This window comes from Paenibacillus nanensis (genome assembly GCF_003583765.1).
GTDB classification, from domain to species: Bacteria; Bacillota; Bacilli; order Paenibacillales; family Paenibacillaceae; genus Pristimantibacillus; species Pristimantibacillus nanensis.
Genome location: NZ_QXQA01000001.1, coordinates 189417 through 207783, shown reverse-complemented (window position 1 = coordinate 207783; position 18367 = coordinate 189417). Strand labels below are relative to the sequence as shown.

The window sequence follows — 18367 nt, the reverse complement described above, 5'->3', positions numbered from 1 at the left end:
TCCTACTCCTCCTTTCCGTACATGACAATTCCTTGCGTAGAGTAAACGCCGTTCACGCTGTCTCCAATCGAAACAAATTCATAGGAGCAATCGCAATCGCCGATTATTTTCAGAAACCATTCCTGGAAGCCGGCTTGCCCCATCTCCCACTTATGGTCATCGTGCCGGAAGCCCTCGAGCTCATAATGGACATTAAAATCAGCGTTCGGCGTCGTAATAATAAAACGGTTAAAATTTATGGCCGAGAGGATTTGGCGAATGAGTCCAGCCGCTTCTTCCTCCGGCATATGCTCGATGACCTCCGTCAGAATTACGTCAACGCGCTCTCCGTCGTACGACTCCAAGAAGTGATCAAGAGAAACAAAAAGCGCAATATTTTCGATCCCCTTGGCCGCAGCCTTTCGCTGCACGACCGGATGAAGCTCCTCATTAATATCTATTGCGTAATAAGTTCTTTCGATTTTACCGGCGAACGGTATCGCGTAAAAGCCTTCTCCGCATCCGATATCAAGAATCGGCAGCTTAAATGGCAATTTGCCGCTGATGAAGCTTCGCCGCTGATGCGCCGTCCCCCCATATTCCAGCTTGATCTCGTACCGGTCTGTCCGCTCGATTTCGGCTTTGTAAGCATTGAACCTTTCCCGCGTAGGAAGAAAGTTTCTAGCGAACAGGCTCCGGATGTAGAACGGCGCATCGATGACATTCAAGCTTCGAATATACTTATCCAAGATCGATTCAGAAATATCGATGTACTCCTCTCCGAACATGGAGAAGAACAGGCACAGCACGCTGACGGCATGCAGCAGATGATAGAGGCTTTTATTCGTCGTTACCGTAAGCGAGCAGCTCTTATACGACTGGTGCTGCAGGTCGAACGTATACTCCGGCATATGCCTTCGGAAAAACTCGATATAATGCGAGCGGTCGATATGAATCATATTGATAAAAAACATATGCTCAAAGCCTTTCGCATCCCGGTGATCCAACGACTTAAACGGCGAAGAAAAATATTCGTTAACCGCATTAAGCGGAAACATCGGCGTGTTATAGCGCGATACGTTTAAGTATTCGAACTTTTCGTTTTCATCCTTTTTATAAGAAATGCCATTGTCGGCGTCTTTGAAGTAGACATTGAAGGTAGACTCATCAGAATACCAGCCGTACGCCATTCCTTGCCTGACCGAGCGAAGGAGCATGCCCGTCCCCGGATTTTTCCTCAGCAGATATGAAAAATGAGGATTGTTTGACTTCAGCTGCACGATAGCCATAATCGATTCCCCTCTCCCCTTACTAAGCGTAGATTCCTATTACATCCAAACTTCCCGTAACGACGAGCGGAACAAATCATCCAGTTTGTCGTCGATATCCGTTTTCGCCGGCGGCATCTGTGCGGCGGATTGCTCGAGCGACACTAGGCTTCGTTCGATGTAGTCGTTCACGACAGCAAGCTTCGGCTCATAGTCCAACTCCTCGCCCGCTTTCTTCCGCTCGAGCAGCTCTTCGATGATCGCTCTCAGCTTGCTGTCCTCCGGCACAAGACGCTCGACTAGGATGTCGAACTCCATAGGCGGCATCGCGCCGTACTTCAGAATCCATTCGCAGGCAAGGATCGGCCTCAGCACGTAAAAATATTTTTTGATCCGCACGGAGTCGCCCTGCAAATAGGTCCTGTAATTGCCGCGCGCCATATGCAAATAGTGATAAATGCTCGCCTTCGGCGAAAAAGCCTGCTCGCTCAGCCTTCTCAGCCGCTCCGCCGTGTCATGAGCCTCCAAATAGCGAATCGGCGAGCCCAGCCACTCCATCAATGGCGGGTTGGATTTGCGGAACAAGTTCAACGTTTTCCGCAAGTCCCAGCCGCTGATGTCCAGCCGGTCGCTAATCGGACGTTCGATCACGTCCCGTTTCTCGAAGATCGACAAATACCAATCGACGGGATGGATATAAATAAAACGAACGTCGTAGTCGCTGTCTCTAGACGGAAATCCCCATGCCCGGCTGCCCGATTCGCAGGCGTACACGATTTTGATATGCTCTTCCTTCTCCAGCCGCAATAGCTCTTCTTTTATCGTCATCATCATATTCGTCATTGTAAAAACCCCCTCTTTCGGACCGCGTTCGTCGTTGTTCGCTGCTCTCATTGTCACCTATACACAAGCGCGCGAACAGGGCGGAAGTATGGCGACGGGCAAATATTGTTAGTCATTTTCACCATGAAGACCATTTGATAGAATGGAGTTTAACCAATCTCGACTAGCGGCTTACTCACCGAAAGGGGGCCATGACATGGCAAGAGAAAGCTTCGATAAAGAAATCCAGTTCCTCCGGCTGCTCGCGCTGACAGGCGGCGCTTACAGCAGGAAGCAATTCGCGGATCGGCTGGGCATCTCCGTCCATACCTACGATAAGACGCTGCGTTATTTGAAGGACATCCTGAGCGCCGGACAGCAAGGGCTGACCCCGGAGCAAAGCGCGGAGCTGACGGCGGGCTTCCGCTATAATCATTACGAATCCGCGGACCCGCTTCTGCTCTTCCTCTACCGGGCCAAATCTCTTAAGGAAACCGAAAGCGCAAGGCTTGCCCTGATCATGGCCGCTTTGCGCAAGCAAGACCTGGCGGCGAACGATCTGATGGAGCTGTGCGGACGAGAGCTTCCCGCCGATGCAGCCTTGCCCGACGAGAAGACAATCCGCGGCGATTTAAAGTATTTGGAGGAAGTCGGCGTTGTGAAGCGCATTGACGGGAAACGCCCCTACCGATACCGCGCCCGTACCGAGCTAATCGACCAGCTGACGGATGATGAGCTGATTGATCTTTACGATTACACGGATGTGCTCGCCAACACGCAACTTCCATCCGTTCAGGGTTACCTTCTCCGCGATACGCTCAAGAAAGCGCTGAGAGCCCGCGGTCTCGGGCCGGAGACGACGGAGACGCATGTCTACAAATATCACTATCACTCTCGCATATTGGACGAGGCGCATTTATATGCCATTCATAAAGCGATTGAGAGCCGGCGAAAGCTTACCTTTTTGTACCTCTCGCCCAAGAGGGGGACGCGTTACGCGTCCAAAAACACGAACCCGTTGTTTGAAACCCAGACAACCGGCGTGACGGAAACCATTCTGCCTCTTAAGGTCATTTACGACCATCAATACGGCAGATGGTATCTGGTTGGCCATAACGCAAGACAGGGACTGATGAAATTCCGGATGGAGGGTCTGACGGGCCTCGAGGAAGGCGCGCAGGTAAGCGAGGAGGAATTCGCGATGCGGCTGTCCCATGCGGAGGAGAAGCTTCGGCACAGCTGGGTAATCGATACGATGCGTTCCTTTCGTGTCGTCGCCCGGTTTTATAACCCGGAGAATTCGAGCCATAATTTTGTGAAAGCGCGCGTGCTCGCCCAAGGACAATGGGGCGAAATTACCGAGGAGACGGAGTCTTTTTTTCAATTCGAAATCACCGTAAACGGTTTAACCGAAATCAAGCCTTGGCTGCGGAGCTTCGGTTCGAGCTGCGAGGTGCTGGAGCCGAGATGGCTCCGCCATGAATTCATGGCGGAATGGAAGGAGCTGCAGGCGTATTATGAACCCGTTCGAGAAGATTTTTAACTATCAAATCATGTCGCGGCTGGACGAGACGGGCTCCTTCGCCGTCTCCAGTCAAGAGCGCTCTTGGCTGAAGACAATGCTGCGGCATGAAGCGGCGGCAGGCGCCTTTACGCAGGAGACGCTCTCGAAGCTGGAGCGGCTGCTAACCGATGAAGAGGACTTTCGCGTAAAAGATATCATAATGGAGAAAGGGCGCGGCGAAGAGCGGCAGGTTTACCACCCCATGCTCCGAAAGCTTCGCCGCCTTATCGTGCAAGGCAAAGGCGTCAAAATCAGCGTCGCTTTGAAGCACGGCGGCTCCCATCAGCAGCAAGCCGGCATCCCGTGCAAGCTGGAGTATTCGATGGTGAAGAGGGAGTGGTATTTGCTTTGGTACGGCACCAGGCCGCATGCGCTTCGCTCCACCCCGCTTCGCAGCATTGAATCGCTGGAGGAGTATGAGCTGTCCCCGCAGCAAAGCGCAAGCGCGAAGGCGCGCCTGGCGGAGGTGCTGGAAAAACGGATGCGCACCGCCGTCATTGAAGTCGTTCGCGCCTATAACTCGGAATTATCTCGAATTGTTTCCGCCTTCTCCTGCTTCGACAAAACCGTCAGCTTCGACGATAATACGGGTGTTTATCGTCTGCGCGTCAAACACCTTGCCGACGAAAGCGAATTTCTGTTGTTGAAGATCCGATTCCTCGGGCTTCGGGTCAGGGTTGTGGAGGGAGACTACTTCATACGGCGCATGATGGAGACAACCTCTAAGGCGCTTATGCGGTATCAAGCGGATAACGAGGAAGAATAGCGGGCTGACGGATTCATGTTCCGTCCGCCAGCATGGACCAAAACGCTTTTTCCCGGTCAAGCATGGCCTGCCCAAGCTCAAGCTCGCGTTCACGGTCAAATGTATGATGAACAAACGCGCGCTTAATGCCCTTCCACCCTTCCTGGATGCCGCGAAGCTGGACCATCAGCAGATCGCATAGCCGCTCATCCAGCAGCCTTTGCTCCCGAATAATCCGAAGAAGACCTTCGTTTGCGGCTTGGCGGTTCACGATGTCCGTTGCGCCTATGACCGCGTACGTCATATGCGATTTATATTTTTCCGGGCTTCGCTCCACCTTCCACATCTCATTCATCGAGAACAGCGAAAGCTCCCTTATCAGCCTCTCCGCATGATGCGCGATCTCGGTGAGCCGAAGCTCGAATGGCTCTGGATTTGAACGAAGATGATAGACGTAATAATCGGGTTCATCACGGTCGCGATTCATGCAGGCCTCCGAGCTCAGGAATGCTCTACGCAGCCTATCCTCCGGAACTTCATGCTCGTTGCAGCCGTCTATTGTATCGTCGATCACGTAGAAAACAGCCCGCTCGTCGTCATAGCCGTTGAATAAAGCGTAATGATGCCAGTGGAATTTTTGCCATGCGAGACTCCCCGGGAGCCAGTGGTACAAATCAACGTTTACGCTCAAGCTGCGGCCGCTCCGCAGCACTCCCTTAATTTCCTCCATGAACGTATCCTTGCTTCGAACCTGCCGAGGCTCGATCCGATTAATAATGCGGGCCAGCGGGAGCTTGGCCCATTCCTCCCCATTATATAGCGTTTCGATCGCCGGATAACGGAAGCAGCGGTCGGTCGCAGCCTCGCGCGGCAAGTAGCGGTAATGATTCAAATACGCGGCGAAGCGGTAGCTCGGATGAACCGATGACGCGATAGTAAATGCCTGGTTCAGCATGCCGTTCATCCACAACTCGTTAAACGGTTTTCGGTCCAGCGTAATTCGCATGCCTTAGCCCCTCCCTCGAATAAGCCCCGGGCAAAACAACGTCTCTAAGCTCAGGTTCGATTATATAGTAGTGCGGCCGGCTCCTTTTGCGTAAGGGTGATTATTATGCGGGCAGGGGGAAAATTTTACGATCCGCCAGAGGATGGACACAGTCATTGCCAACGGCCTATTGAGACGTCTAATAGAAACCTTCCTGCGCTTACATGAGACAAGCCGAACAGCTGCGGAATGTCACTTCCCGCACTTGTTCGGCTTGTTTTTGCGTGTGTGCCCCTATAAGCCAGTCATCATTGCGGTATGGCTAGGATGCCGAGGACGCTCGGTTCGTTTGCTCTGCCGTCTGCTGCGGCCATTGCTCCACGAACTCCGGCTCCTCGTAAGCGTAGAAGTTACGCAGGATCGTCTCGCGGTCGTCCATAAACAGCTGATCCGCGATTGCGGACGCCAGCCTTGGAATCGCAAAGCGCAGGCCCGATATAGCCGATGCGGATAAACCGCAGCTGACCATCACGGAATAGTTGAAGGCGAACAGTCCATGCAGCCTCTTCGCCCCCTCCTCGTCCCTTCCGGTAAATCCAAAGCCGGACGTTAAATAAGGGTGAGCGTCGAGCATGGAGCTTGCGATGTCGGCAGGCGCTTGATAGCGGTCGGACCAGCGGGCGATGTCGCGTTCCACCAATCTGAGCTCCGGACGCAGGGCCGGATCCGAGACGAGTCCCGTGCTCACAATAAGAAAATCAAACGGAAAGGTTCCATGCGGCGTTGTTACGGAAACTCCGTCCTGCTCGGAGACGGCACGCAGCCAAGGAGAGCCCAGATGAAGCTTGAAGCCGGGGTAAGCCGCCGCCCGCGAGAACGTATCGTTGGTAGGCGGCTGGTTATGCTTGTAGAAATGCGCGATGACCGCGTATTTGTCTGCATCGGACAACGCCTGGAACCGTTCGATCATACCGGAGCCTTCCATCTGGCGGATCGGATTAACGCGCGGCAGCCGATTGCGCCTGATGAACACATGCACCTCGCCTGCGCCCTCGGACAAGGCATACTGCGCATTGTCAAAGGCCGACGCCCCGCCGCCGAGGATGGCAATCCGTTTGCCTCTGAGGGCGCGGAAATCGATATTTTCCGAAGTATGGGCGTAGAGGCTGCGAGGCACGTTTTCTTTGATCATGGCGGGAACATGCCACTCGCCCCCGCCCTGGATGCCGGTTGCCAGCACGACTTTGCGGGCTAACAGCCGACCGGAAGGCGCGCCTCTCCCTTCCAGGTGAAGACGGTGCAGCCCTTCGCCTAGCGGCTCGATCAGCTTCAGCTTCGTTTCGTTCACGACCGGAAGCTTCAGCACGCTCCGATACCAGCGAAGGTAGCTCATCCAGTCGCCGCGCTTTATTTTATCGATGGTCTCCCAGCCTTCTTTTCCAGTCTGCGCCTCCCACCAGGAACGGAAGGTTAAGGATGGAATGCCGAGATCGATCGATGTGAGATGCTTCGGCGTACGCAGCGTAACCATCCTCGCATACGTGTCCCACGGTCCCTCCAGCCCCTCCGGGTTCTCATCGATGACGAGAATGTTCGATATCCGCTCGCGAAGCAGACCGAATGCCAGGCCTAGCCCGCTTTGCCCGCCTCCGACAATAACAACGTCATAGACATGTCCGTCCTCATGCTCCCTTCGTCGCACCCAGTCCGGTCCCCCATAGGCCAAATAGGACAAGTCGGCTGCCACTCGCTCATTCAACGCCTCGATGCTCATGCGGATTTCCCCTTTCGTTCACCTGTTTTCGTCTACTGTATGCTCACAGGAATGTTTATGTCATGTTATCTAACATAATATTTTTTTCCTATCTTAGCGCTTATTCGCGCGCTTTTAAAGCGTTTTTCAAGATTATGGCGATTGCAACCAAACGGGGAGAAAAGCAATGTGCAACATGTATAACTTTTCCGGCCTTCTTAACCATAGCGGACAAGCAGCTTGTAGGAATTGGAATTATACGCTATATTAATACCTAGATATTCGATGCATCGAAAATAAAGGTAAGATGAGGTTGGATTCCGCAATGAAAATTAATAAAGAGCTCATGAAAGGCAGCACGGTCATGCTGATCTTGTCGCTTCTCGGTCGAAAAGACATGTATGGTTATGAAATGACGAAGGAGATCGAGCGGAGTTCGGCAAGCGTATTTACTTTGAAAGAAGGCACGCTGTACCCCATTCTCCATACGCTGGAATCGGAAAAGCTGGTGGAAGCCTATTGGCATGAAGAAGGCGGGCGAAGACGGAAATATTACCGTATTACCGAGAACGGAAGACGTCAGTTGGAAGAAAAGCATAAAGAATGGGCCCTTTTTCGTACGACAGTCGACCGCGTGATCGGGGAGGGATCGGTATGAGTGAACGCAACTGGGCGGCTGATCATCCCGCAGTTAAGGCCTATATTGAGGAAGTGTGTCAGCAAGTTAAAGCAAAGGATATTCATATGGATATCGCACAAGAGATGCTCAGCCACCTTGAGGAGCTCACGGAAGAGAAGCTGGCGTCCGGCCGATTATCTCGTGACGAAGCGGTAACGGAAGCGTTGAAGCACATGGGAGAGGCGCGTGAGATAGGCAGAGGCTTTCATGCCGTTCATCGTCCTAAGCCCGAGTGGAGCGTGATCGCTCTAGCAGCGGGGATGGTTATTATCGCGGTGTTGGCCTTGTTCGCGATGCCTGCTTATCCATCCGGCAATCAAGCTAACAACGCCGTGAAATGGGTTTGCGGCGGAGTCGGCATCACGCTTATGATCTTGTTTTATTTTGCCGACTATCGAAAGCTGTTGAAATGGTCATGGCCGCTGTATTGGATCACGATCGGCTTGATGACTTATGCTTGGCTGTTCGGTCCCGAAGTTAACGGGTTTCGTAAATTTATAAGAGTCGGTGCATTCGGTTTAGATATGTTCACGCTATCTTCCTATCTCCTGTTGATAGCTATTGCAGGACTGCTGCACCAAGAACAACGAAAAGACTCCAAAAGTGATGCGAAGTGGCTGCGAAGCTTGAAGGCCGTGAGGAACCTTGCCGCGTATGCGTGGATCCCTTCCTTTCTTTACCTCATATCCCCCTCGCTCGCTGCTTTCATCCCCTACGCAGTCGGATTATTCGTCTTGTTGGTCTTGTCCGGGAGGATCAAATTGCTGCTTGCGTCCGGTTCGGCCATTTTATTAGGATTGCTGCTAATTATGAACAACCTTCCACACTATATGTCGTTAAAAGTTCGACTTGGCGGCATTTTACAGCTGAATTGGATTGGCGGCTTTCAAACGAATGTAATTCTGGACACGATCCGTTCCGGCGGCATGTGGGGGCAAGGATTCGCCGTTCCGAACGAATCCCTTCTCCATATGTACAGCGAGATGTTATTCCCGAACCTCGTCTACTCCTTAGGATGGGTGTTCGGAGCGTTCGTTATTTTGGTTGTGTTCGGATTTGTTTTCCGCACGCTTCGGATGGGACAGAGACTCCATGACCAATACGGCAAATATATAGTTTTCGGAGCAGGCACTGTATTCACCGTCCGTTTGGTATGGAATATCCTTATGAGTCTGGGGCTTGTCCCCGTCATCGGATTCGACCTGCCTATTCTGAATTGGAGCTCGGTGACTATATTCGAATTCGCTGTGGCTGGCCTTATGCTTAGCATTTACCGACGAAAGGATATGGTCAGCCGGCTGCAGCCAGCGAATCCGTTTCGTTAGCCATTAGAGAAGGGCCGGCTCATATTGAGCTGGCCCTTCAGCATTGCTTCATTTTGCTGCAAAAATACATGATTTTTTTAGCGAAGTGCGGGATTGAGAGGAAATGCTGCGTAAATGCAGTAATTTTATCGTCCTTGCACCGCATTCGGGCTTTTTATTGAAAAATGCTGTAGTTTTGCAGCAATTATCAAGAATGCACGATGCTCCGCGCAAAAATGATGTATATTCGCAGCAATTTCGACTTTCAGCTCGAGTCTAGACTCCCCTCCCCTCATCTATACAATCCCTAACCTCCACTTAAATCACTTAAATCTCCTTCCGCCGCATATACATCAGAACCCCCGCACAAAACGACCACGAAGCTTACATCCACCGTCCATTTTGCTGCAAAAATACATGATTTTTTTTAGCGAAGTGCGGGATTGAGAGGAAATGCTGCGTAAATGCAGTAATTTTATCGTCCTTGCACCGCATTCGAGCTTTTTATTGAAAAATGCTGTAGTTTTGCAGCAATCATCAAGAATGCACGATGATCCTCGCAAAATTGATGTATATTCGCTGCAATTTCGGCTTTTCAGCTCGAGTCTAGACTCCCCTCCCCTCATCTATACAATCCCTTACCTACACTTTATCCCCTTCCGCAGCATATACATCAGAACCCCCGCACAAAACGACACGAAGCTTACGAGCACCGTCCATTTTGCTGAAAAAATACATGATTTTTTTTAGCGAAATGCGGGATTGAGAGGAAATGCTGCGTAAATGCAGTAATTTTATCGTCCTTGCACCGCATTCGAGCTTTTTATTGAAAAATGCTGTAGTTTTGCAGCAATTATCAAGAATGCACGTTGCTCCGCGCAAAAATGATGTACATTCGCAGCAATTTCGGCTTTCAGCTCGAGACTAGATCACTCACTTAAATCTCCTTACGCCGCATATGCATCAGTCCGCCGCACAAAAAGACGACGAAGCTAACGAGCACCGTTCCCAAAATGTTGACGAGCGGAAGCGTAAAGCCGCCGAAGTCCATGGAACCGCCGCCGGAGGACAGCATCGCCAGCGAGGGCTGGGCCCACGGATAGAACGGGCTGAACCTCTCCGAATTGACGACCAGCATGTTCGGCAGTGTAAAGGCAACGTTTATCGCCAGCGGTGCCGCAAAGCTGCTCCAGCCGATGGAGGCCCACAGCTGCAAGGCTGCGAGCGGAAGGCAGGCCACCCAGCCGCTTACCGTCGCCGAGATTGCCGCTCCCCAGTCCATCCCGCCTTCGATGCCCTGGAATTTAACCGAAATAATAAGCGAGACAAGCGTAAGCAGCTGCGTTACCGCAAGCAGGAGAGCTACTGTGATGAATTTGGCCGCGTACAGTCCCGTTCTCGATACGGGAAGAGACAGCATGCTCTTCCAGCCTCCGCCGCTATGTTCGAAACGGCATACGAAGGATGCGAAAATACCGGTCAAAATCGGCAGCAGCAAAATGGCGTGTACCGTAAATACGGAGGATTGCAAAATAAGATAGCGGGCTTCCGGCGCCACGTCATCGAGCGAGGACAAAAATCCGGCCGTCAGCGCTAAGATCGGGCTGACCAGAACGAGCAGCCAAATCGGAGACCTCACCAGCTTCAGCCGTTCGGAGGCGAGCAATCCCATAAAAGCTTTTACCCTCATCTTAATGCACATCCTTTCGGCTGAAGTGAAGCATGCCTATGAGGAGAATAATCGCTCCGACAAGCAGCCCCGCTCCGATGAACCACTCTCGCTTCGGTCCGGTAAAAGCGAGCATCGGCCAGCTGACAGGCACCCATTCCGATATGCCGAACAGCGTAAGGATCGCCGCCACGACGCCGAGCGTCATCGGGACAGCCTGGTTGCGAAAGGTCATGCACAGCCACAAAAACAGCGCAAGAAACGGCCACGACGCTAGATACGGGAAGAAGCTCAACGCGAGGATGTCAGCCATCGGCATCTCGATGCCAAAACGCAGCGCCAAGCCCAATAGGACCGTCCCGAGCGTCAACAACACGCAAGATAAACCTAACATGACAGCCGCGACCGCAAACTTCGCCCCGAATACAGCAGAACGCGGAATCGGCAGCGCAAGCAGCTGCTTCCACGAGCTTGTGTGATGCTCGATATTCGCCAGCAGCGAGCAGACGATCGTAATGCCCATGACCAGCGCTATCGGCACGAACATGGACAAATTATCGAGCAGGCCGATCCACAGCTTGCCGGCGAATATACTCGTTAAATAGTCGTAACGAAGGCCGAAGTTGAGCGCCTGCATCGCAATTAGCCCTACTGGCGCGAGGCAGACGAGAAGCCACAGCCCCTTCCCCTTTGCCTTCAGCAGATCGGCTCGGAAAGCTTTGACCAGCATCATCCCTGCCCCTCCCCTACGATACGAAGGAACAGCTCCTCGAGCGATTTCCGCCGCTCTTCCGCCCGGTAGACAGCGTGTCCGGCCATGACCAGCTCCTTCACCGCCTTAGATACGACCGCGTCATCCGTGCTGTCCAGCTGCAGCAGCTCTCCCGCAAGCGACGAGTCGACGCCGATACCGTCCAGCAGCACCATCGCCCGCTCCGCCTCCGATACGCGAAGCGAGATACTGCCTCTCGCCTGCTGCTGCAAGCTTTCCAGCGTATCCTGGAAGACAAGCTCGCCCTGCCGGATGATGCCGACTTTATTCGCCATTAGCTCCACTTCGCTCAGCAAATGGCTTGAGATGAGCACCGTAATGCCGAACTCCCGCGGCATCGATTTGATGAGCTCGCGTATTTCCAGAATGCCCGCGGGATCAAGACCGTTCGTCGGTTCGTCCAGAATGAGCAGCTCGGGATTGCCCAGCAAAGCGCCGGCAATGCCAAGCCTCTGCTTCATCCCAAGAGAGAAGCCCTTCACCGGCCTCTTCGCTTCCTTAGAAAGCCCGACGATGCGAAGCACTTCGCCGATTCGCTCCTTCGGCGCGTCAATGATCCGGCGAATGGCCTCGAGATTGTCCGTCGCGCTCAAATGCCCGTAATAAGACGGATATTCCACCAGCGAGCCCACCTTGCGCAGGATCGAAAGCTTATGCTTATGAAGCGGCTGGCCGAACAGCTGAATCGCGCCGCTTGACGGCTTGATGAGTCCGAGCAGCATGCGGATCGTCGTTGTTTTGCCCGCGCCGTTCGGCCCCAAAAAGCCGTAAATTTCACCTTTTCCAATTTTCAAATTCAGGTTGGAGACGGCGTAGCGCCCTTTATAACGCTTACTAAGCGCGCTCGTCTCAATGACCCATTCCTTCATTTCCCTCACCTCGTTAATCAGCTTACAGCCCCGAGGTTAAAAGAACAGGCAGCCAAGTTTAAATTTCGTTTAAAAAATCGAAGCCCATCGTTACGCTTCTTTATAAATCAAGATACGCAGCCCCTGCTCGGAGCTTTCCCGCCGCCAATGCAGTCCCATCTCCCGCAGCAAATAGTCTACGATCGCAAGCCCGATCCCGGCGCCTTTTTCTTCCGAGACCATTGATCCGCTCTCCAGACCGGGGCCCCGATCCGCGACAATAAGGGATACTCGCCCTTCTATTTCCTCCACATAAAGACCCGCATACTTCCCGCTTGCGGCATGGCGGACAATATTTTGAAACAGATTGTCCAAAATTCGGCGAAAAGCCAGCTTATCGATTTGCCAAATCAGCGGTTCGGCGGGCAAAGAAATATCCGCTTCGATCCCCGCCTTCTCCCATACCGGATACCATGCCGCGGCGCTCTCCCGGACCAGCCGCAGGACGTCGACAGGTTCAGGCTCCAGCTTATACCGGCCGCTCGTCATCAGCGTGTAAGCAAGCAGGTTGTCGATCAGCGCGCCGAGCCCCTCCGTCTTTCGTTCTAATGTGTCCAGCGACGCCTTGCCTTTGCCGCTCAAATTTTCTTTGGCGAGTGTGTAAAGATGGCCGCGCATAACCGTTAGCGGCGTCCGAAGGTCATGCGACAGATTCGAAATAAGCCGTTTGCGAAGCTCCTCTTCTTCCTGCTGAAGCAGCCTGCCGGCCTTTAATTGCTCGACCATGCCGTTAAAAGCCGCCTCCAGCCCGCCGATTTCATCCGGCCGCTTCTGTTCGACAGGCGCGGGAAGCCCATGCTCGTCCCGCTTCGACATAGCCGCTTGAAGCAGCAGCAGCCTTTTTCGAATATGCATAAAAAACCATAGCGACAACGCCGTGAATAAAGCAAACGTGACGAAAATAAAAACGACGATAAAGGTTGTCCCGCGTCCGCCGGACACTCCGCCTTCGACAAGCGCCCGAGGCATTTGCAGCGCCATAAACGCGCCATCGCCATTCTCCGCTCCAAGAAAAGCGACGACCGTAAACGGGTCGCTGCCTACGCTCGACTTCATAAACCGGATCGCCTCAGCCGCCGTCCACCGGTCCGGCACTCCGCTTCTCGCCTCCGGTAACCGCAGCCTCGTGCTCCCGTCCGCATCGACCCAGAACATGGAGGCCTCGGGATATTTGGCCTTCAACTCGCGAAGCTTCGCGTCCACTTCATCCGCATCGGCTCCATGAAGCGTTCTCGCTTCGGCATGCCAGGCCGCCTCCAGCTCGTTTGCATTGCCGTATTTCAAGCTGATCCTGTCGGTCTGCCCGTCAAAAGCCTCCACCCCAAAATAGATCATGCTCGCTAGCGGAATAATGATCGGAATAAACAGAAACGCGCTCAGCACGATGAGCAAATACCGGCTTAGCAGCGACTGCCGCGCGAAAAAACCGCGCTTTCGCTTCTCGTTCTGCGGCGCGCTCATGCTCTCACCCGATAGCCGATCCCCCGCACGGTCTCGATAATTTCCGGAGACGCGGGTTCCTTCTCAAGCTTTTCGCGGAGATAGCGGATATGGACCATTAACGTCTTATCCCCCTCCAGATACGGCTCGCCCCATACCGACTCGTAGATTTGCTCCTTCGTCATGATCTGTCCCAAATGGCGCAGCAAATATTTGAAAATATGAAACTGCTTGCCGCTAAGCGTAATTTCCTCTCCGGTCTCGCTGTTCACGATCCGGTTCTCCTTTTCGTTCACAAGCAGATGCTTAATCTGAACGGAATCGGGCGCATGAGCGCCGGAACGCCGCAGCAGCACCTCGATTCTCGCCGTTAATTCATCGGGATGAAACGGCTTCGTCACATAATCGTCGGCGAATTGCAAGCCTTGCAGCTTATCATCGATCGCCGTTCGCGCCGAAAGCAGTAAAATCGGCCGCTCAGGCGCCGCTTTTTTGAGCCGCTGTCCCACTGTAAAGCCGTCAAGCCCCGGAAGCATGACGTCCAGGATGACCAGCTGGCACCCTTCCGCCTGCTCTACAGCCTGCTCCCCGCTCCTAAGCCATTTCACTTCATACCCGTTCGACCGCAAATGCTCGGCAACAAACGCCCCAATTTCTTGATCATCTTCAATATATAACAAAGCGGCACTCATTCTACTTACGTCCTCCCCACCGTTTGGCTTGCTTTTGTACAAATTATAAGCCGAATGGAAAGCCTAGGGAAAGTCAGGTTCACAGTACCGTCAGCCTAAACGGTTTACGATAATTCTCCAAAAATTTTCAAACTCCGTGAATGAAGCATCATTTTCTTGCAAAGCTAAACAAATAAAGGAAGGAGCTTGTGACACCGCTATGCAAAAAACAAGGTTCATCACCGTTATTACAGCGCTGCTGCTTTTTATAGGAGAAGTCCCGGCCGAGCTCGTTAGCGCGAAGTCCCTCAGCGCCGCCGATGCGGAGCTTTCTGTGAAAGCTTCTCCGCAAGCCGAATATGCGACACGCCGGTCCATCCCGCTGGCCCGTTTGTTAGACGGAGCCGTGTCGCGGCCAGACTCTCCAGTGCCCTCTACGGATACCTATTTGACGGTAAAGAAACAGGGCGGGAAAAAGACTGTCTATCGCGTTGATCCGGACGGCGACCTTCATCAGGAGGACGGCGTGGAGCTGCAGCTCCGGCCGGCGGAACGAGCGCGTCTGCTAAAGGCGGCTCGCGAGCTCCGCGCGAAGCATTACGGCGAGCTATTGCCATGGGACGAAGCGAAAACCGTCATTCCGAGGAAAGCTAAGGTGAAGGTCATCGACCTCGAGACCGGTTTGTCCTTCAACGCGCAGCGCAGGGCCGGCAGCAGCCATGCCGACGTGCAGCCTCTGACGAAGGCCGATACGGAAATTATGAAGCAGATCTATAACGGCAGTTGGAGCTGGCGCCGCAGAGCCATCCTGGTCGAATCGAACGGAAGGGTGCTTGCCGCTTCGATGCATGGCATGCCCCATGGCGGCGACGGCATTCCGAACAACGGATTCCGCGGCCATTTCTGCATTCACTTCTTAGGTAGCGTGACGCACGGTAAAGGCAACGTCGATCTCGCCCATCAGCTGATGGTCGCCAAAGCCTCCGGCACGCTGGACGCATTCGAGCGGCAGTTGGATCCTTATGACGTGATCAATGCGTTTTTCCTCGCCAATGAGTACGGGGACAGCCAGCTCCTGGCCGAGCTGTTCCCTGACGCCCGTCACGCCCAAGCCGGAATCCGCCATTTCGGCGCGGAGGACGGAACGGTGCGGCATCAATTCGTGGAGGCGGAGGAAGAGGTGGATCAGCTGGTCGCGGCGGACATCCGGGTGGATACCTGCGTCATTCGCGGGAACAGATGCGCAGACAAAACGCGAAGCGTGTTCCAAATGCGCAGACTGTCGCCGGCGGAGCCGTGGCGGATTGATTGGATCGAAAAGCCGTAAACATAAAAGAGCTGGAAAGACGGCGGCTTAAACCCGGTCTCTCCAGCTCTTTTTCCTCTCTTATTGCCGTTTGAACAAAATAAAATCGACGGGCACAGGCTCACTCGATTCCATACGGAGAATACGGTTAATCTGTCCTCTGTGGTATTGGCCGTGCAAGGCGACATGGGTCAAAATATTCCGGATGGAATTCTCGAAAGGCTGACCGCTCTGATTCCGGTAATGCACGATTGTGTCCAAATCCTCTTCCCTCAGCTTCCCGATATATGCCCTGTATCCTTCTTCGTTTTGCTTAACCATGTGCAGCAGCTCTTGAAGCTCCCCGCTTGCCCATAGGACGAATTCGAAGCTGTCCTTTCCTTCGAGCCGGGTCAACCAGACTTTCTCGGCTACAAGCGTATGCCTGAGCAGCGTCAGCGCGTCCGGATGCGAGACGTTTTGCTTCGCCATCCCTTCCGCGATTAAGCTATTCGCCCAGTACAAATGCTCCATCATGCTTTGAATTGTTTTCATATTCCTTCACTCCCGTCTCTGTTTGCTTGGATTAGAAAATCAATCATCGCCTTATTCACACGCTCCGCCTGCTCCGAGGATAAGCAGTGGGACGCATTCGGGATCAGCTCCGTCTCGAAGCCGGATGCCGCCGCGGCGCGGGAGACCTCGCCCGCATCGTAGATGACCTCCTCCTCGCCGACGAGAACCAGCGTCCTTGGCAGGCGGGCGAGCTCATCGCTCCGAAGCACAGTAGGAACCGCCCTCAGCCAGAAAATGCCGTCCTGAAAGCCCCGCACAAATTGTTCCTCGAGCAATGGATGCGGACGGTTGCCCGAAGCGTGGCACCATTGCAGCAGTCCCGCAATCCTTCTGCGCGACCGAAGCAGCATCGCCGGATACATCTTCAAGAAAAACTTCAGCTTCACCTTGGCAATCGTCGCGACCGGCGCAAGAAGCACCAGCGCCTGACAGCGTTCCGGATAACTCGCCGCAAAAACGGCCGCCATCCATCCTCCCATCGAGTGGCCCGCAACAAACGGCTTATCCAGCCTCAATCGGTCAAGCAGCTCCACGATCCATTCTATGCAATCCGATTTTTCCGCTAGCGCCTCCCTCGGCTCGCTTTTCCCGAAATCTCCCATCAAATCGACGGCATAGATTCGAAAATGGCCTGCAAGCGCGGCAGCATTGGGATACCACATGGCGGAGCTGACCCCCATGCCGTGGAATAAAACGAGAGGCGGCGCCTCTTCAGGTCCGGCCATCCATACATGCGTGCGTCCTTGCTTTGTTTCAACGTAACATGATTCATACGGCACTGTCCACAAACTCATTGCAGCTTCATACGCAGACATATAACGGCTTTGCCGCTTGTCCGACCGGAAATGTTTCAGCATTGTTCCGTCACCTTCCTTACCCCATCATAGGCGACGGTACCTCGCATAAAAATACCAAATCTTCGCGGTCTTTTTTCTCCTTTTATCCCAAAAAAGTGTACCCTCTGCTAAGCCTCCTGATCAAATTCCTGCAAAAATGCAGGATTTCCCGCCATATTCGTAATGTTGTTATAAAAATGATGCAAATGTGCAGGAATTAAAGTGTGTTCAGGCGATTTCCACTGCTAGGAACCTAAAAATGATGTATTTTTGCAGTAATTTGGCCATCATGAGGGTTAGACGGTAGAATTTCCTGCACATTTGCAGGATTTTCCGCTAAGGCGCAGCCTTCTAGATAGGGTGCAGATTTCCAGCTAAAGCGAAGCCTCTACGCTAAGACGATGCCCTACAAAGGCGATGCCCTTGTGCTATGGCGCAGCCTTTCAGCTAGGGTGCAGATTTCCCGTTAAGGCGCAGCTTGCCAGCTAGGGCGACGCCCTTGTACTATGCCCTGCAGCCTTTCCGTTAAGACGATGCCCTTGTGCTATGGCGCAACCTTCACGCTAAGGCGATGCCCTTCCGCCAAGGTGCAGTTCAGCATTGTTCCGTCACCTTCCTTAACCCATCATAGGCGACCGTACCTCGCTTAAAAAACACCAAATCTTCGCGGTCTTTTTCTCCTTTTATCCCAAAAAAGTGTACCCTCTGCTACCTCCTGATCAAATTCCTGCAAAAATGCAGGATTTCCCGCCATATTCGTAATATTGTTATAGAAATGATGCAAATCTGCAGGAATTAAGGTACGTTCAGGTGATTTCCACTGCTAGGAACCTAAAAATGATGTATTTTTGCAGTAATTTTGCCATCATGAGGATTAGACGGTAGAATTTCCTGCACAATTGCAGGATTTTCCGCTAAGGCGATGCACTTTCACTAGGCGCAGCCTTTCAGCTAAGGTGCAGTTCAGCATTGTTCCGTCACCTTCCTTAACCCATCATAGGCGACGGTACCTCGCTTAAAAAATACCAAATCTTCGCGGTCTTTTTCTCCTTTTATCCCAAAAAAGTGTACCCTCTGCTAAACCTCCTTGTCACAAATTCCTGCAAAAATG

At 53.0% G+C, this 18367-nt stretch carries 16 protein-coding genes; 5 read left to right on the top strand and 11 right to left on the bottom strand.

Features of this window, described 5'->3' with window-relative positions:
• Window positions 1-2 precede the first annotated feature (2 nt).
• Complete coding sequence (locus D3P08_RS00920; protein WP_119597553.1) at window positions 3-1268, bottom strand: class I SAM-dependent methyltransferase; 1266 nt, start codon at window positions 1266-1268, stop codon at window positions 3-5.
• Window positions 1269-1307: 39 nt separating this feature from the next.
• Window positions 1308-2090 (bottom strand): nucleotidyltransferase domain-containing protein, encoded by a 783-nt coding sequence (locus D3P08_RS00915; RefSeq protein ID WP_119597552.1) that lies wholly within the window; start codon window positions 2088-2090, stop codon window positions 1308-1310.
• A 196-nt stretch (window positions 2091-2286) separates the two neighbouring features.
• On the opposite strand from D3P08_RS00915, the gene D3P08_RS00910 reads away from it, so the two are divergent.
• Together D3P08_RS00910 and D3P08_RS00905 are read left to right on the top strand one after the other, a co-directional pair.
• Window positions 2287-3612, top strand: a complete 1326-nt coding sequence (locus tag D3P08_RS00910; RefSeq protein WP_119597551.1) for a helix-turn-helix transcriptional regulator — start codon at window positions 2287-2289, stop codon at window positions 3610-3612.
• On the top strand, window positions 3587-4399 hold the full coding sequence (locus D3P08_RS00905) for a WYL domain-containing protein (protein ID WP_119597550.1): 813 nt from the start codon (window positions 3587-3589) through the stop codon (window positions 4397-4399). The genes D3P08_RS00910 and D3P08_RS00905 overlap by 26 nt, the downstream gene beginning before the upstream one ends.
• A 13-nt stretch (window positions 4400-4412) precedes the next feature.
• Here the strand turns inward: D3P08_RS00905 and D3P08_RS00900 are convergent, their stop codons facing one another.
• Both D3P08_RS00900 and D3P08_RS00895 read right to left on the bottom strand, forming a co-directional pair.
• Window positions 4413-5384, bottom strand: coding sequence for a cysteine peptidase family C39 domain-containing protein (locus D3P08_RS00900; protein ID WP_119597549.1), 972 nt, complete (start codon window positions 5382-5384; stop codon window positions 4413-4415).
• A gap of 301 nt (window positions 5385-5685) precedes the next feature.
• Complete coding sequence (locus tag D3P08_RS00895; RefSeq protein ID WP_119597548.1) at window positions 5686-7137, bottom strand: NAD(P)-binding domain-containing protein; 1452 nt, start codon at window positions 7135-7137, stop codon at window positions 5686-5688.
• A gap of 304 nt (window positions 7138-7441) precedes the next feature.
• Between D3P08_RS00895 and D3P08_RS00890 the strand changes: the two genes are divergently transcribed.
• Together D3P08_RS00890 and D3P08_RS00885 are read left to right on the top strand one after the other, a co-directional pair.
• The gene (locus D3P08_RS00890) at window positions 7442-7774 is read left to right on the top strand and encodes a PadR family transcriptional regulator (protein WP_119597547.1); all 333 of its coding nucleotides are present in this window, start codon (window positions 7442-7444) and stop codon (window positions 7772-7774) included.
• Window positions 7771-9120 (top strand): FtsW/RodA/SpoVE family cell cycle protein, encoded by a 1350-nt coding sequence (locus D3P08_RS00885; RefSeq protein ID WP_162848320.1) that lies wholly within the window; start codon window positions 7771-7773, stop codon window positions 9118-9120. The genes D3P08_RS00890 and D3P08_RS00885 overlap by 4 nt, the downstream gene beginning before the upstream one ends.
• Before the next feature lie 916 nt (window positions 9121-10036).
• Here D3P08_RS00885 and D3P08_RS00880 read toward each other — a convergent pair.
• From D3P08_RS00880 to D3P08_RS00860, 5 genes are all read right to left on the bottom strand, one after another.
• Window positions 10037-10789 carry an ABC transporter permease gene (locus D3P08_RS00880; RefSeq protein WP_119597545.1) on the bottom strand — a complete coding sequence of 251 codons (753 nt, stop codon included), beginning with the start codon at window positions 10787-10789 and terminating at the stop codon, window positions 10037-10039.
• 1 nt (window position 10790) lies between these two features.
• Window positions 10791-11498 carry an ABC transporter permease gene (locus D3P08_RS00875; protein WP_119597974.1) on the bottom strand — a complete coding sequence of 236 codons (708 nt, stop codon included), beginning with the start codon at window positions 11496-11498 and terminating at the stop codon, window positions 10791-10793.
• Entirely contained in the window at window positions 11498-12409 is a 912-nt protein-coding gene (locus D3P08_RS00870; RefSeq protein ID WP_119597544.1) for an ABC transporter ATP-binding protein, read from the bottom strand. Before D3P08_RS00870 ends, D3P08_RS00875 begins: the two co-directional genes overlap by 1 nt.
• A gap of 90 nt (window positions 12410-12499) precedes the next feature.
• Window positions 12500-13909 (bottom strand): sensor histidine kinase, encoded by a 1410-nt coding sequence (locus D3P08_RS00865; RefSeq protein ID WP_119597543.1) that lies wholly within the window; start codon window positions 13907-13909, stop codon window positions 12500-12502.
• Window positions 13906-14580, bottom strand: coding sequence for a response regulator transcription factor (locus tag D3P08_RS00860; RefSeq protein WP_119597542.1), 675 nt, complete (start codon window positions 14578-14580; stop codon window positions 13906-13908). Before D3P08_RS00860 ends, D3P08_RS00865 begins: the two co-directional genes overlap by 4 nt.
• A 199-nt stretch (window positions 14581-14779) precedes the next feature.
• Between D3P08_RS00860 and D3P08_RS00855 the strand changes: the two genes are divergently transcribed.
• Complete coding sequence (locus tag D3P08_RS00855) at window positions 14780-15886, top strand: hypothetical protein (protein WP_119597541.1); 1107 nt, start codon at window positions 14780-14782, stop codon at window positions 15884-15886.
• Between the two features lie 60 nt (window positions 15887-15946).
• On the opposite strand, the gene D3P08_RS00850 is transcribed toward D3P08_RS00855, so the two are convergent.
• The gene (locus D3P08_RS00850; RefSeq protein WP_119597540.1) at window positions 15947-16399 is read right to left on the bottom strand and encodes a DinB family protein; all 453 of its coding nucleotides are present in this window, start codon (window positions 16397-16399) and stop codon (window positions 15947-15949) included.
• Complete coding sequence (locus tag D3P08_RS00845) at window positions 16396-17277, bottom strand: alpha/beta fold hydrolase (RefSeq protein ID WP_119597539.1); 882 nt, start codon at window positions 17275-17277, stop codon at window positions 16396-16398. The genes D3P08_RS00850 and D3P08_RS00845 overlap by 4 nt, the downstream gene beginning before the upstream one ends.
• Window positions 17278-18367: the final 1090 nt, after the last annotated feature.